This window comes from Actinomycetospora chibensis (genome assembly GCF_028737215.1).
GTDB lineage: Bacteria > Actinomycetota > Actinomycetes > Mycobacteriales > Pseudonocardiaceae > Actinomycetospora > Actinomycetospora chibensis.
This window is the reverse complement of sequence record NZ_JAQZAM010000020.1, coordinates 22,940-37,616: the sequence shown is the minus strand read 5'-3', so window position 1 is coordinate 37,616 and position 14,677 is coordinate 22,940. Positions and strand designations below refer to the sequence as shown.

Below are 14,677 nucleotides of genomic sequence, written 5' to 3'. Positions count from 1 at the left end.
TTCCGGTCGTGGCGGAGCTCGTCGTCGCCCGCAATCCCGATCCGGGATCGTCGCTGGGCTTCCTGCTGTGGATACCGCTGGGCGACGGTCTGCTGTTCCGGACGTCCGGCACCTGGCCGCGGACCACGGCGCTGTACTGCCATCCCGCCGACCTCGACGAGTGGCCCGCCGGAGACGACCTCGAGATCGTCGAACGCGTCGCCCTGCGGTCGTGCGCCCGACGCGGCGCCGCCGTGGACGTCGTGCTCGACCGCGCCCGGGAGAACCGGTCCCAGATCGTCTACACCCGGGGCCGCGGGCGGGACATGGTCTTCTGGCAGTCGCCCAGGACCCGGAAGCAAGCCCGTCCCCAGGTCCGGACGCCGAGCGCCCGACCAGCCGCTCTCGACGGGACCGGCGCCGACGAGATCGAGATCGTCGTCGACGCCCACGAGCGCTACCCCTACCGGTTCGCGTCCCAGCAGACCCGCACCGTGCGGCGTGCCCTCCCGGCCGGCGACTACGGCGTCGTCCTCGGGGACACACTCGTGGCCTCCGTCGAGCGCAAGTCACTGCCCGACCTGATCTCGAGCGTCGCGAACGGGCGCCTGCGCTTCGCGCTGGGCGAGCTCTCGGCGCTCCCCCGCGCGGCGGTCGTGGTCGAGGACCGCTGGTCCCAGGTGTTCGCCCAACGGCGCGTGCGCCCGGCCCAGGTGGCCGACTCGCTGGCCGAGCTGCAGGTCCGGTGGCCGGACGTCCCGATCGTCTTCGCCGAGACGAGGCCGCTGGCCGAGGAATGGACCTTCCGCTACCTGGCCGCCGCCCTCGCGTGGGCGCTTGACGAGCACGCCGTCGGGGCGAGAGTGCCGGGCGCCACCACCGAGCTGACGGTGCCCATGGCCCCCGGGCCCTCGACCGCCGAGGTCCGGGCCTGGGCCCGAGGCGCCGGGATCGAGGTGCCGGATCGGGGCCGGCTGCGTCCCGAGGTCTGGGCGCAATTCCGCGAGGCCCGCGGAACCGTGTCCGGCGGACCGTGATCGGGACTCGTACCTCTCGTCGACGACGCGCGCTGGCCGTCCTGGCCGCCCGGCGCCGGCGAGGATGTGGCTGTTCCGGCGTCGAGTGCCAGCGTGGACGCAGGGCTGGCACGCGCGACGTGCCGCCGGGTGATCGTGAGGGCTCTCCTGACGATGAACGTCAGCGTGGCCCCCGGGCCGGCACGGCGCAGGCGCTCAGCTCTGCAGGGCCGGGCGGTCGGGGTGGTCGGCGCGGACGACGAGGTCGGCGACGGCGAGGGGGTCGACCTCGTCGTCGTAGCGGGCGTAGGCCGGCAGGGTCCAGGCCTCGTCGGCCGGGGTGCGGCGCTCGAGCACGGTGGCCGAGAGCGCGAGGTGGACCGCCAGCTCCGCCGGCAGGCCGCGGCCGAGCAGCAGCGGGCCGTCGACCACCACGACGCCCGACTCCGCCACGGCGACGCGGTCGGCGCGCGCCGCGCGGTCGACGTCGACGTCCCACAGACGCGGCAGCACCCACCCGCTCCCGCCGGGACCCAACGGTGCGAGGACCTCGCGGACCAGCCCACCGGCGTCGAGCCAGTCGTCGTAGAACGAGTCCGGATCGGTGCGCCCGCGCTCGAGACGCACCGAGGCGGGGCGCAGGAAGTCCCAGGCCGACACGCGCACGACAGGCCGGGAACGCACCCGCAGCGGGTCGACGAGAGCGTCGGCCAGCACCTCCGTCCGGGCCGGCGGGGCACCGTCGACGAGCACCCGGACCCGGCCGGGCCCGGCGCGCTCGATCGCCGCGACCAGCTCGTCGGTGAGGGCGTCGGGGGTCAGCGGGCGGATCGGCATCCGCCCCATCATCCCCGGTCCGTCATCCCGGGGCCGGGGACCTCACGTGGCCGTGCGCTCCGAGCGCGCGGCGTCCGCGATGGCGTCCTCGCCCGCGTGGTCCTCGGAGGCGAAGTCCGCCTCGTCGGCCTCCGGCGGCCGCGGGTGCATCATCAGCAGCGCCCCCATGGAGATCGCCGCGCAGATGATGATGTAGATCGAGATCCACGTCGTCGTCCCGGTGCCCGCGAGGATCGCGGTCGCGATGAGCGGCGCCGGTCCGCCCGCGGTGATCGAGGCGAGCTGGTAGCCCAGGCCGGCGCCGGTGTAGCGGATGCCGGTGCCGAAGCTCTCCGAGATCAGCGCCGCCTGCGGGCCGTACATCATGTCGTGGAAGATCAGACCGAGGATGATCCCGAGCAGGATCAGGCTCCCCGTCTTCGTGTTGAGCAGGGCGAAGTACGGGAACGCGTAGAGCCCGGTGAGCACGACGCCGACGCCGTACACCAGACGTCTGCCGAGGACGTCGGAGAGCCAGCCGAAGAACGGCACGCTCACGATGCCGATACTGGCCGCGATGATGAGGTAGAGCAGCAGGTCGCTGCGTGCGAGGTCCAGCTCCTGCGTGCCGTAGGCCAGCACGAACGAGGTGAAGATGTAGAACGGCGCCTGCTCGGCCGTGCGCACGAACATCGCCTTGAGCACGTCGCGCCACTGCGTCCTCAGCGTCTCGGCCAGCGGCAGCTTCGCGACCTTGCCCGACGTCTTGATCTGCGCGAACGCCGGCGACTCGAGCACGGTCAGTCGCACCCAGAGCCCGATCCCGATGAGCACGATGCTGGCGATGAACGGCACGCGCCAGCCCCAGGCGAGGAACTCCGGGCCGGAGAAGAAGTAGACGACCGCCGTCCCGAGCGCGAGCCCGATCGGCACACCCGCCTGCGGCCACGCCGCCATCAGCCCGCGCTGCTTGCGGGTGCCCCACTCCATGCTCATGAGCACAGAGCCACCCCACTCGCCGCCGACCCCGACGCCCTGCAGCACCCGCAACAACGTGAGGATGATCGGCGCCGCGACGCCGATCGTCTCGTAGGTCGGCAGGAAGCCGATGAGCACCGTCGCGCCGCCCATGAGCAGCAACGTGGCCACGAGGCTGTACTTGCGCCCGATGCGGTCGCCGTAGTGGCCGAAGATCGCGGCGCCGATCGGTCGGGCCGCGAACCCCACGAACTGCGTGGAGAAGGCGAGCAGCACCCCGCCGGCCGCGTTGTTGTTGAAGAACAGCGGCCCGAAGACGAGGGCAGCCGCCGTGTTGTAGAGGAAGAAGTCGTACCACTCGATGGTCGTGCCGACCGTGCTCGCGAACACGGCCCGACGCTTCAGCGTCCGGCGGCTCGTCACGGGTGGGGTGCTCATGGGCGCCCATGTTCGCCATCACACCCACACGGGGCAATAGCTCACACGGACCTGACCGAATCGGCCGATCAGATCACGGAGAAGCGATCGGTCAGTGGCTCACCGTCAGCACGCGAGATGACGCAGCTGACCTGGCGCGCACCGGAGGACGACGCCCCCGACGTGCGCGGCGCGTCGAACGCGGCCTCGGAGGGGATCACTGCGGTCATCCGCAGGTCGGCGCGGTCGACGCCCCCGGAGGTCGGCACGAGCAGCTCGGAGTCGGCGAACAGTGCGCAGTACGCCCGCCCGAAGTCGGCGAGCGCGGCCTCGCCCGGGTAGGCCACGGGACGCCCCTCGTCGATCGGGGCGCGTGAGGCCACCACCTCGACGTCGTGGGGCGTGCCGCACTGGGCGTCGGCCGCGTCGCCGAAGTCCCCGCCGCTCGCGAGCTCTCCGCGGGCGCACTGCCCGTCGAACAGGACGAACTGCTCGAGGTCGCCGCCGGGCCCGAACGTCAGCACGTCGGGCGCGGCGGTGAAGGGTCGCCAGCCGCCCATGAGGGCGCCGACGAGCACGAGCAGCACCGCGAGCCCCACGGCGCCCGCGGCCAGCACCACCCGTCGCGGCACCTCGGGGCGCGCGACCCCCCGCGCGCTCAGTTCTCCTGCTCCACGTGCATGGCCTGCTCCTCCGCGGTGCCCGGCTCGTTGTCGAGGGCCGCGACCTCGCCGATCGCGTCGTCGGCGGGCAGCCCGGTGGCCTCGACGGCGCCCGCGGCGGACGAGACGCCGAGCTCGATCTCGCGCGCGTCCTCGGCCAGGAGCTCGCCCTCGGTCGCCCCGTCGGCGCCGGTGGCGTCGAGCACGACACCACCGCCGACCCCGTCGACGGCGTTCTCCGGGTCGTCGATCGACTCGTCCAGCTCGTCGATCGGCTGCGCCGCGAGGGGACGGTCGGGGATCTCCTCGTCGGCGCCGGCCTCGGGCTGCTCCTGGGGCAGGCGCCGGTCGATGGTGGCCGGCTCGGTCTCCCACTCCTGGGTGCCGCCGAGCCGGACGTCGCGGCTGTAGCCGTCGGCGCCGTCCATGCCGTCCTCGAGCGGGTCGGCGTCCAGGCGGTCCTCGTCCAGGATCTCGGACGGCTCGGCGTCCAGGGCACTCGTGTCGTTGTCGACGACGGTCTCGGCCTGGTCCACGAACTGCTCGCTCACGCGCCCTCGCTCCTCGATGCCACTCGACGGACATCCTCCGTCGTCCGTCAGCGGTTCCCGCCACCGCCCCCTCCCATGCGTGGCGGGCGGCGGGTCTCAGCCGCGGATGCGCGTCGTGGCGTCGCCCCACTCCTTGGCACGCAGCTCGAACTTCTGGATCTTCCCGGTGGACGTCTTCGGGAGCTCCTCGACGATCTCGACGTCGCGGGGCGCCTTGTAGCGCGCGATCTCGCCCTTGACGTGCTCGATGATGGCGTCGGGCTCGGCGTCCTGGCCCTGGCGCAGGACCACGAACGCCTTGGGGCGCTCGCCCCACCGCTCGTCGGGGACACCGACGACGGCCGCCTCGAGCACGGCGGGGTGGGAGAGCACGGCCTGCTCGACCTCGACGGTCGAGATGTTCTCGCCGCCGGAGATGACGACGTCCTTGGCTCGGTCGCGCAGCTCGACGTAGCCGTCGGGGTGCATGACCCCGAGGTCGCCCGAGTGGTACCAGCCGCCGGCGAAGGCCTTGGCCGTCGCCTCGTCGTCGCGGAAGTAGCCCGACATGACGTTGTTGCCGCGCATGACGATCTCGCCCATCGTCGTCGCGTCGGCCGGCACGTCGACGAGCTCGACCGACGCCCAGTCACGGACGTCCTCGTTCATGGTCTCGACCACCCGCAGCGGCTCGGCCTGCAGCATCCCGACGCCCTGGCGGGCCTGCAGCCGCGCCCGCGCGTTCGCCTCGTGGCCGCGCCAGTCCTCCTGCCACTGGCACACCGAGTACGGGCCGTAGGTCTCGGTCAGCCCGTAGACGTGGACGATCCGGAAGCCCATCTTCTCCATCTCGAGGATGGTCGTCGGGCTCGGCGGGGCGCCCGCGGTGGTGACGACGAGCGCGTAGTCCAGGGTGCGGGCCTCGGCGGCGTTCATGATCGTGGTGACGACCGTCGGCGCGCCGTTGAGGTGCGTGACCCGGTGCTCGCCGATGAGCGCCCAGATCCGGTCGCCGCGGACCTCGCGCAGGCACACGTGGGTCCCGCCGATCGCGGTGATCGCCCAGGGGGTGCACCAGCCGTTGCAGTGGAACATCGGCAGCGTCCAGAGGTAGACGCTCGACGGGTCGTGGTACGAGTGCACGATCTCGCCGAACGAGTTCAGGTACGCCCCGCGGTGGTGGTACTGGACGCCCTTCGGCCGCCCGGTGGTGCCGCTGGTGTAGTTGATGCTGATCGTCGAGCGCTCGTCGGCGACCTCCCAGGCCAGGTCCTCCCCGTCGTCGCCGCGCGCCAGCAGGTCGTCCCAGGTCGTGCCGTCCACCGTGGCGCCCGCGTCCGGACCCTCCGGGTCGACGAGGGTGACGATCTCGCGGACCGTCTCCAGCGAGTCCGCGATCGGGTCGACGGTGGCGCGCAGGGCCGAGTCGACGACGAGCACGCTCGCCCCGGAGTGGTCGAGGATGTAGCGCACCTCCTCGCTGGACAGGCGCGTGTTCACCGCGACGAGCACCGCTCCGCCGAGCGGCACGCCGAAGTGCGCGACGAGCATCGGCGGCACGTTCGGCAGCAGGCACGCGACGCGGTCGCCGGGCGCGACCCCGCTCGCGCGCAGGCCGCGCGCCAGGCGCTGCGCGTCGCGGGCGAAGTCGGCGTAGGTGTGGCGCGCCGTCCCGTGGACGATCGCGACCTTGTCCGGGTAGACCGCGGCCGACCGGCGCAGGAACGAGAGCGGCGTGAGCGGGGTGATCCAGGTCTCCGGCGTGTCCACACCGGGATCATCGCTCAGTCGTCGTGTGTCGGGCCAGGGCCCTGTCCGTGACGGGGCCGGGCATGACGGGGTTGCGCGTAGCCGGGGCGCTCGTCGGATCCCGGCGCCGTGGGCAGCCCGGCGTCGGACCAGGCACGGAAGCCCCCGACGACGTCCGTCGCCCGGTGCAGGCCGATCTCCTGGAGCGCCGCGGCCGCGAGCGACGACGTGTAGCCCTCGGAGCAGAGCACGATCCACTGCCGGTCGGGCGAGTCCGCCTCGGCGATGCGGGCGTCGGACGTCGGGTCGAGACGCCACTCGAGGTGGTTGCGCTCGATCACCACCGCGCCCGGCACCGTGCCCTCGTCGAGGCGCTGCCAGCCCGGACGGATGTCCACGAGCAGGGCACCGGCGTCGACCGCCTCGGCCGCGTCGCGCGGGTCGAGCCGCCTCAGGCGGGCCCGGGCGCGGTCGAGGAGATCGGAGATCGCGCTCACTCGGGAGGCTGCCCGGGCGCGACGAGCTCGGAACGCGTGCGCCGCAGGACGCCGCCCTCGACGCCGTAGTACGACATGGCCGACAGCGGCGGGGAGTAGGCGTGCACGCTGACCGCCGTCTCGACCGCGCGGTTGCTGACGTCGTGGACGTGCCCGAGGCCGAACGCGACGCTGCGACCGGGCTCGAGGACCCGGCGGCGGAGCCCGGGCCCGCGGGAGGCGAGCTCCTCGGCACGGCAGGCGTCGTCGTCCTCGCCGCCGGCGGTCCAGCGCCACTCGGTCAGGCCGCCGCGCACGACGGTCAGCGCGCCGAGGGAGCCGCCGTGGTCGTGCAGCTCGGCGGCCTGGTCGCGGGCCCAGGAGATCAGCCAGACGTCGAGGTGCTCGTCGGCGTGCAGGCGCTGCGACCAGCGGTGCACGGGGTCGACCTCGACCGCGTGGCGGCCGGCGTGGACCTCGTCGGCCACCTCACGGGTGAGGGTGACGAGGTCGGCGAGGCTCGCCGGGGTCGGGCCGTCCTGCCAGCGGCGGCGGTCGGCGCGCAGGGTGCGGGGACGGGCGAACGGGCTGACGTGCGTGGGTGTGTCGACCAGGGCGGTCACGACGGTCGTTCCTCCGGGTGCGGGCGTCCACGCGCGCACGAGCCCCCGGGGTCAGGGAGGGATCGGTACGGCGCGCGGGCGACGGGACGTCGCGGCCGGGTCGGCTCGCGACGGTCGGCTCGTCAGGCCCGTCGACACCGCTCGTCGAACACGTGCGCGCGGCGGCTCTCCCAGAGGGGGCCGAGCAGGAACTGGCGCACGGGGGGTATTCGACCACGACGCCGGACGTTCGTCACGTCGGGGTCGGCGATCGGGCGAGCTGTCGGGGTGCCGTCCTAATCTGGGAGGAGACGTCCTTCCCACCACCACTTCTCCACCACTTCTCCGGAGGGCACCACGGAGCGCACCACCGAGCACGTCCCCGCGCGTGAGGACGTGCCGACCGGTCGCGCCCGCGGCTGGATGCGACGTCTCGCGAGCGACTGCTGGCGCCGCCCCTCGCTCACCGTGGCCGCCCTCACGGCCTCGGTGCTGGGCGTCAGCCTCGAGGCCGTCGGGCCCCTGCTGATCGGCACGGCGGTCGACCGCGCGGTCGCCGGATCCACCGCGGGGCTCGGCCCGCTGGTGATCGCGATGGCCGCCATCGCCGTCGTCCGCTTCGGCGCCGCCTTCCTGCGCCGCTACCTCGGGGGGCGCCTCTCGCTCGGGGTCCAGCACGACCTGCGCCGGCGCGTGTTCGGCTCGGTCTCGCGCCTCGACGGGCCCAAGCAGGACGCCCTGCGCACCGGGCAGGTCGTCTCGCGCGCCAACTCCGACCTGCAGCAGGTCCAGGGTCTGCTGGGGATGGTCCCGCTGGTCGCGGGCACGCTCGGGCAGCTGGTGGTCTCGATCGGCATCATGCTGTGGCTCTCGCCGCTGCTCACGGTCGCGTCGATGATCATCCTGCCGGTGGGCGTCCTGTTCACCGCGCGCATGCGCCGGCGCCTGTTCCCGGCGACGTGGGCCGCGCAGCAGAGCGCCGCCGAGGTCGCCCAGCACGTCGAGGAGGCCGTCACCGGCGTCCGCGTCGTCAAGGGCTTCGGGCAGGAGGACCGCGAGACGGGCCGGCTGCGCGACGCCGCGCGCCGGCTCTACGCCCAGCGGCTGCGGGCGGCGCGGTTCAACGCCCGCCTCACCCCGACGCTGCAGGCGCTCCCGACGCTCGGCCAGCTCGGGGTGTTCGGTCTCGGCGGGGCCCTCGCGGTGAGCGGGCAGATCTCGCTCGGGGTGTTCATCGCGTTCACCTCCTACGTCGCGGCGCTCGTGGGGCCCGCGCGGCTCGTCGCCGGACTGGTCGTCACCGGGCAGCTCGCCCGCGCGGGTGTGGAGCGGGTCTACGAGCTCATCGACTCCCAGCCCGAGATCGTCGACGCCCCGGCGGCCCGCGAGGTCCCGGCGGGGCCGCTCGGCGTCGAGCTGGACGACGTGCGGTTCGGGTACGCGCGCAGCGAGCCCGTGCTCGACGGGCTGACGCTCGAGATCACGCCCGGCGAGACGGTGGCGCTCGTCGGCACCGCGGGGTCGGGCAAGTCGACCGTCGCGCTGCTCGCCCCGCGCTTCTACGACGTGCAGGGCGGCGCGCTGCGCATCGGCCCGCCGGGCGAGGCCGTCGACGTGCGCGAGCTGCGCCTCGACGCCCTGCGCCGCGCGGTCGGCGTGGTGTTCGAGGAGGCGTTCCTCTTCTCCGACACCGTGCGCGCCAACATCGCCTACGGCTGCCCCGACGCCACCGAGGACCAGATCCGCGCCGCCGCGGCCGCCGCGCAGGCCGACGGGTTCATCACCGACCTGCCCGACGGTTACGACACCCGCGTCGGCGAGCGGGGCCTGACGCTGTCCGGCGGCCAGCGTCAGCGCGTGGCGCTCGCGCGCGCCCTGCTCTACGACCCCCGGGTCCTCGTGCTCGACGACGCGACGTCCGCCGTCGATCCCACCACCGAGGCCGCGATCGGCGAGACCCTCCGGGCGGTCACCGCGCAGCGCACCACGCTGGTGATCGCCCACCGGCGCTCGACGCTCTCGCTCGCCGACCGGATCGCGGTGCTCGACGGCGGCCGGGTCGTCGACGTCGGGACCCACGCCGAGCTCGAGGGCCGCTGCCGGCTGTTCCGTGAACTGCTCGCCGGGCCCGCGGAGCTCATCGACGAGCCGGGCTGGGTGCTCGACGAGCCCGCCGACCCCACCGACCCGGCTGCCCCGGGGCCCGAGGGTCGGGGCACCACCATCACCCCGGGACTGTGGCCCGACGATCCGGCGCCCGACCGCCCGGTGCCCCCGCCCGGGCCGATCACGGTCTCGTCGGGCTCGGAGGCGCTGGCCGGCGGGCTCGACGGCGCGGCGCCCACCGAGATGACCGCCGCGCTGGAGAAACTGCCACCCGCCACCGAGGAGCCCCGGCTCTACGGCGAGGACCCCACCGCCCCCGACCCGGGCTTCCGGCTCGGGCGGCTGATGCGCCCCGTGCGGTGGGCCCTCGTGCTCGCCGTCGTCCTCCTCGGCCTCGACGCCGCGGCCACCGTGGCGTTCCCGTCGCTCGCGCGCCTCGCCGTCGACGGCGGCATCCAGGCGGGCTCGCTCGACATCCTGTGGCTGTCCGTCGGGCTCGGCCTGGTGGTGGTCTCCGTCGACTGGGTGGTGGTCGCGGCGCAGACCGTGCTCACCGCCCGCATCGGCGAGGGGCGCCTGTTCCTGCTGCGCACGCGCAGCTTCGCGCACCTGCAGCGCCTCGGGCTCGACTTCTACGAGCGCGAGCTCGGCGGCCGGATCATGACGCGGATGACGACGGACGTGGACGCGCTGTCGTCGTTCCTGCAGACGGGCATGGCGCAGGCCGTGGTCAGCCTGCTCACGGTGCTCGGCGTGGCCGTGGCGCTGCTGGTCACGGACCTCGAGCTGGCGCTGGTCTCGTTCGCCGTGATGCCGGTGCTGATCGTCGCCACGCTCGTCTTCCGGCGCATGGTCTCCGCGGCGTACGCGGAGGCGCGCGAGCGGGTCAGCGTCGTCAACGCCGACCTGCAGGAGAACGTCGCCGGCCTGCGGGTGGCCCAGGCGCACACCCACGAGGAGCGCTCGGCGGCCACGTTCGCGGACAACAGCGACGCCTACCGCCGCGCCCGGGTCCGCGCGCAGCGCATGATCGCGACGTACTTCCCGTTCGCCGCGATGCTCTCCGACCTCGCGCAGGCCGCCGTGCTCGGCGTCGGCGCCGCCCGCGTCGCCACCGGCGGCCTCTCCCCCGGCATCCTCGCGGCCTTCCTGCTCTACCTCGCGATGTTCTTCGGGCCCGTCCAGCAGCTCTCCCAGGTGTTCGACGGCTACCAGCAGGCGCGGATCGGGCTCACCCGCATCGGCGAGCTGCTGCGTACGCCGACGTCGGTGCCCTCGCCGGAGCACCCGGTGGTGCTCGACGACCTGCGCGGCGAGGTCGAGATGCGCGACGTCGGCTTCACCTACGCCGGCGCGAGCACGCCCGCGCTCGCCGACTTCTCCCTGCACGTGCCGCCCGGGCGCACCGTCGCGCTCGTCGGCGCCACCGGGGCGGGGAAGTCGACGGTGGTCAAGCTCGTCGCGCGGTTCTACGACGTCACCGCGGGCACGGTGCTGCTCGACGGCGTCGACATCCGCGACCTCGACATCCCGACGCTGCACCGGCGTCTCGGGGTCGTCCCGCAGGAGGCGCATCTGTTCGTCGGCGACGTCGCCTCGAACATCGCCTACGGCGACCCGGAGGCCACGCCCGCGAGGATCGAGCAGGCCGCGCGCGACGTCGGCGCCGTGGACATGATCGCGTCGCTGCCGGCGGGGTTCCGTCAGCCGATCGGCGAGCGGGGCGGCGGGCTCTCGGCCGGTCAGCGCCAGCTCGTCGCCCTCGCCCGCGCCGAGCTCGTCGACCCCCGGCTGCTGCTGCTCGACGAGGCCACGGCCTCGCTCGACCCCGCCACCGAGGGCGCCGTGCTGGCCGCGGGCGACCGCGTCTCGCGCGGCACCGGGGAGGCACCCCGCACGACGTTCGTCGTGGCCCACCGCCTGGCCACCGCCGCGCGCGCCGACCACATCGTGGTGATCGACGGCGGACGGATCCTCGAGGAGGGCGCGCACGGCGAGCTCCTGGCGCGCGACGGTGCCTACGCGCGCCTGTGGCGTGCCGGGGCGGGCACGGTGGACGACGCGATCGAGGCGGTCGACCCGTTCGACGACGACGACCTCGCGCGCACGGGCTGATCCGTTCCCGGAGGGGATCGACCGCGGCGCGGTCCGTGCCCTGACCAGCCCGGACGGCGTCAGGAATTGTCCGGCGAACGAAATCCGGGAATCGGCCGACACCATTCGTCCCGGCGGCCGGATCCGTTCGGTTTCTCGTCGAATCCGACCATTTCCGAACCGGGCGGCCGTGGGGCGCGGAGGAGAGGCGTCAGCTCAGCACCGACGCTGATCTCGCCTCCGGAAGGCCTTCTCGTGACCCTTCGTCGTACGTTCGCCACCCTGCTCGTCAGCGGTGTGTCGGCCCTGGCGCTGGCCGGGCTCACCGCCGGTACCGCGGCTGCCGCCGACCCGGTCGCCACCATCCCCGACCTGACCGGCCAGTCGTCGTCGGTCCGGCTCGACCCGGGCTTCACCGACGCCCTGACCCAGCTCGAGGTCACCCCCGGCACGATCGGCGACGCCACGCTCGCCGACGGCAGCGTCAAGTTCCCGATCACCGGGGGCAACGTCACCGTGTACGAGCCCGGCACCGTCAACCCCTACGTCCAGGGCCGCATCGAGCACGACGGCAGCGGCCTGAGCCTGACCAAGGGTGAGACCAAGGTCGAGCTGACCGACTTCGTCATCGACCCGGGCAACCCCGCGACGCTGAGCGGCAAGGTCAGCGCGGGCGGGCAGACCATCGCCGAGTCGGCGGTGCTGTTCGACCTCGACGGCTCGACCCTGCAGCCCATCTCGACCGACGCCGCGGCCGGCACGGCCACTCTGACCGGCACCACGGTGCGGCTCTCGCAGACCGCCGCGACCGCGCTCAACCAGGCGTTCGGCACCGACGCGATCCAGGGCGGGCTGACCATCGGCGTCGCCACCATCGTCGTCAACCTGCCCGGCCAGATGCCGGCCATGCCGGCGGGCGGCGTCGAGACCGGCGGCGGCTCCACCAGCGGACCGTCCCCCGTCCTGCTGACCGCGGGCGTCGTCGCCCTGGTCGCCGCGGGTGGCGTGGGCATCGCCGCCCGGCGCCGCGCGGGCGCCCGGCACTGACCGTGCCCTGACTGATCCTGCCCTGATTGATCCTGCCCTGATTGATCCTGCCCTGACTGATCCTGCACCGACTGATCCTGCACCGACCCACTGATCGGTTACTGGCTGGTATCGCTCGCGCAGCGAGCGATACCAGCCAGTTGTCGTCGACCACCGGGAGCATGCGATGACCGAGCCCACCGCACCGACCCGTCGCCGGGTGCTGCTGGTGGTCGCCGGAGCGCTCGCGGTGCTCGGGCTCGTGCTGGGCGGCGCCGGGCTGCTGGGGGCCAACCCGCCCGCCCCGCCCGCCCCGGCCGCCGCCGTCGCCGCGGACCCGCCGCCCACGACCCCACCGGCCGCCGCGGGACCCCGCCAGCAACCCGCCACCGGGTCTCCCCCGGCCGAGATCGCCATCCCCGCGATCGACGTCTCGTCACCGGTGGACTCGGTCGGGCTCCGGCCCGACGGCACCCTCGAGGTGCCGATGCCGGGCCCGGCCTACGACCACGCCGCCTGGTACCGCGGCTCGCCGACGCCCGGTCGGGTCGGGCCGTCGGTCATCCTCGGGCACGTCGACTCGGCCGCGAACGGCCCGTCGGTGTTCTACGACCTCGGGCGGCTGCGTCCCGGCGACCGGATCACCGTCACGTCGGCGGACCGGTCGGCGCGCACCTTTGCGGTCGACGCCGTCCGCTCCTACCCGAAGGACGAGTTCCCGAGCCTCGCGGTCTACGGCGACACCGCGGGCCCCGAGCTGCGCCTCATCACCTGCGGCGGCGACTTCGACGACGCCGCGCGCTCCTACCGCGACAACACCGTCGTCTTCGCCCGGCTCGTCACGTGAGTCGCACGGCGTGCACCACGAGGTTGTCGGTGTAGCTGCGGGCGCCGCGGGCGAAGTCGCCGGCGCAGGTCACCAGCCGCAGGACGTCGGTGGCGGTCGCCCCGAACACCGCGAAGGTCGGGAACGCGTCCTTGGCCACCTGCTCGATGCGCTCGACGCCGTAGCGCGCCACCGATTCGTCCGACCGGCCGACCTCGACGACGTCCCCGGGGCGCAGGTCGCGCAGGCGGAAGAACACCGCGGGGCCGGCGCGGGAGTCGACGTGCCCGAGCAGCACGGTCGGTCCGCGGCCCGCCGGGACCGGGACCTCGGCAGGCGCCGCCCCGGCGCGCTGCGCCGCGAGCGTGCGGTCGAACCAGCCGACGCGCCCGAAGTCCTGCGGGACCTCGGCGGTCCCGTCCGGGGCGACGCCGAGCCCGACGAGCGCCGGCTCGTCGACGTCGATGGCCGGCACCCGCACCGAGATCGGCACGACCGCTCCGGGCAGGGCCCGATCCGTGGTCGTGACCTGCGGCGGGGCGGACGCCGCCCCCGGGACCGCCCCGCCGCCCGCACACCCGGCGAGCAGCAGGACGACCCCGAGGACGAGCGCGGCGAGACGCATCGTCAGGAGCTGGTGCCACGTCGGCGAGAGGCGACGGCCCCGGCCGCGGCGGCCGCGACGAGGGCACCCGCACCGAGCGCGGCCGGTGCGACGTCGCCGGCTCCCGTGGCGCCTGCGGTGGCGCCCCCGCCGGTCTCGACGCCACCCATCGGCACCGCCATCAGCTGACCGCGCACGGCGCCCGCCGAGTACTCGGCGGTGTGGGTGTCACCGAAGAAGGCGGAGGGGTTCTCCTCGATCTCGCGGACCGAGAAGCCGGTGCCCGTGTCCTGGCCGTTCGCCATCACCCCGGTGGTGAACGGGCCCTCCAGGCAGCCGGAGCTGGTGCGGGTGTCACCGTCGCCCTCGGGGTTCGGGAAGGCGATGCGCGGCGGGCCCGCGGCACCCTCGGCGGCCTCGTGGATGTGCGTCGCCGTCCGCGCCGGGCTCTGGTACTCGCCGGTGACGCCGGTGAGCGTGAGGTCATAGCAGATGACGTTCTCGTCCGAGTTGATGCGGTAGTTGAACGTGCCGGTCGCGCCCGGCTGGCCGGGTGCGGGCTGGCCGTTGGTCCCGATGACCGTGTCGGGGGTCGCCATCACGGTGAACATGCTCGTGAAGCTGTCGGGCTCGTCGACCGGGGTGTCCGCGAGCGCGGTGCCTCCCGAGAAGAGGACCGCGCCCGCGGTCAGCACGGACAGGGCGGCGAGCTTCGGGAGTGCACGGTGCACGAGGGCCTCCTGGGAACGGGCGGGATGTCCGGATCGCCCGTCTCTACGGAGCCCTCGGCGGCCGC

Annotated in this window: 13 protein-coding genes; 4 read left to right on the top strand and 9 right to left on the bottom strand. The window is 74.1% G+C overall.

The genetic code is table 11. The annotated features are described in order from the left end of the window. The first annotated feature begins 8 nt into the window (after positions 1 to 8). Positions 9 to 1,016: an ERCC4 domain-containing protein gene (locus PH189_RS25075; RefSeq protein WP_274191575.1), complete on the top strand. Its 1,008-nt coding sequence runs from the start codon at positions 9 to 11 to the stop codon at positions 1,014 to 1,016. 195 nt (positions 1,017 to 1,211) lie between these two features. Here PH189_RS25075 and PH189_RS25070 read toward each other — a convergent pair whose 3' ends face one another. The 7 genes from PH189_RS25070 to PH189_RS25040 all read right to left on the bottom strand — a co-directional run bounded on the left by PH189_RS25070 (position 1,212) and on the right by PH189_RS25040 (position 7,246). After that, positions 1,212 to 1,832 carry a nucleoside/nucleotide kinase family protein gene (locus PH189_RS25070; protein ID WP_274191574.1) on the bottom strand — a complete coding sequence of 207 codons (621 nt, stop codon included), beginning with the start codon at positions 1,830 to 1,832 and terminating at the stop codon, positions 1,212 to 1,214. Between the two features lie 42 nt (positions 1,833 to 1,874). Next, the gene (locus PH189_RS25065) at positions 1,875 to 3,227 is read right to left on the bottom strand and encodes an MFS transporter (protein ID WP_274191573.1); all 1,353 of its coding nucleotides are present in this window, start codon (positions 3,225 to 3,227) and stop codon (positions 1,875 to 1,877) included. A 68-nt stretch (positions 3,228 to 3,295) separates the two neighbouring features. After that, positions 3,296 to 3,826 (bottom strand): hypothetical protein, encoded by a 531-nt coding sequence (locus PH189_RS25060; RefSeq protein WP_274191572.1) that lies wholly within the window; start codon positions 3,824 to 3,826, stop codon positions 3,296 to 3,298. A 38-nt stretch (positions 3,827 to 3,864) separates the two neighbouring features. Beyond that, a complete protein-coding gene (locus PH189_RS25055; RefSeq protein WP_274191571.1) occupies positions 3,865 to 4,419 on the bottom strand; it encodes a hypothetical protein in 555 nt (184 codons plus the stop codon). Positions 4,420 to 4,515: 96 nt separating this feature from the next. Then, entirely contained in the window at positions 4,516 to 6,168 is a 1,653-nt protein-coding gene (locus PH189_RS25050) for an acyl--CoA ligase family protein (protein ID WP_274191570.1), read from the bottom strand. 14 nt (positions 6,169 to 6,182) lie between these two features. Then, complete coding sequence (locus PH189_RS25045) at positions 6,183 to 6,644, bottom strand: rhodanese-like domain-containing protein (protein ID WP_274191569.1); 462 nt, start codon at positions 6,642 to 6,644, stop codon at positions 6,183 to 6,185. Next, a complete protein-coding gene (locus PH189_RS25040; protein ID WP_274191568.1) occupies positions 6,641 to 7,246 on the bottom strand; it encodes a cysteine dioxygenase in 606 nt (201 codons plus the stop codon). The genes PH189_RS25045 and PH189_RS25040 overlap by 4 nt, the downstream gene beginning before the upstream one ends. A 402-nt stretch (positions 7,247 to 7,648) precedes the next feature. Here PH189_RS25040 and PH189_RS25035 point away from each other — a divergent pair, with 402 nt between their 5' ends. The 3 genes from PH189_RS25035 (at position 7,649) to PH189_RS25025 (ending at position 13,298) form a co-directional block, all read left to right on the top strand. Continuing rightward, complete coding sequence (locus tag PH189_RS25035) at positions 7,649 to 11,446, top strand: ABC transporter ATP-binding protein (protein WP_274191626.1); 3,798 nt, start codon at positions 7,649 to 7,651, stop codon at positions 11,444 to 11,446. A gap of 234 nt (positions 11,447 to 11,680) precedes the next feature. Continuing rightward, a complete protein-coding gene (locus tag PH189_RS25030) occupies positions 11,681 to 12,472 on the top strand; it encodes a hypothetical protein (RefSeq protein ID WP_274191567.1) in 792 nt (263 codons plus the stop codon). Positions 12,473 to 12,638: 166 nt separating this feature from the next. Beyond that, positions 12,639 to 13,298: a class F sortase gene (locus tag PH189_RS25025; RefSeq protein ID WP_274191566.1), complete on the top strand. Its 660-nt coding sequence runs from the start codon at positions 12,639 to 12,641 to the stop codon at positions 13,296 to 13,298. Here PH189_RS25025 and PH189_RS25020 read toward each other — a convergent pair. Beyond that, on the bottom strand, positions 13,291 to 13,902 hold the full coding sequence (locus tag PH189_RS25020) for a sortase domain-containing protein (RefSeq protein ID WP_274191565.1): 612 nt from the start codon (positions 13,900 to 13,902) through the stop codon (positions 13,291 to 13,293). The genes PH189_RS25025 and PH189_RS25020 overlap by 8 nt on opposite strands. Positions 13,903 to 13,904: 2 nt before the next feature. Next, complete coding sequence (locus PH189_RS25015) at positions 13,905 to 14,612, bottom strand: CHRD domain-containing protein (protein ID WP_274191564.1); 708 nt, start codon at positions 14,610 to 14,612, stop codon at positions 13,905 to 13,907. Positions 14,613 to 14,677 lie beyond the last annotated feature (65 nt).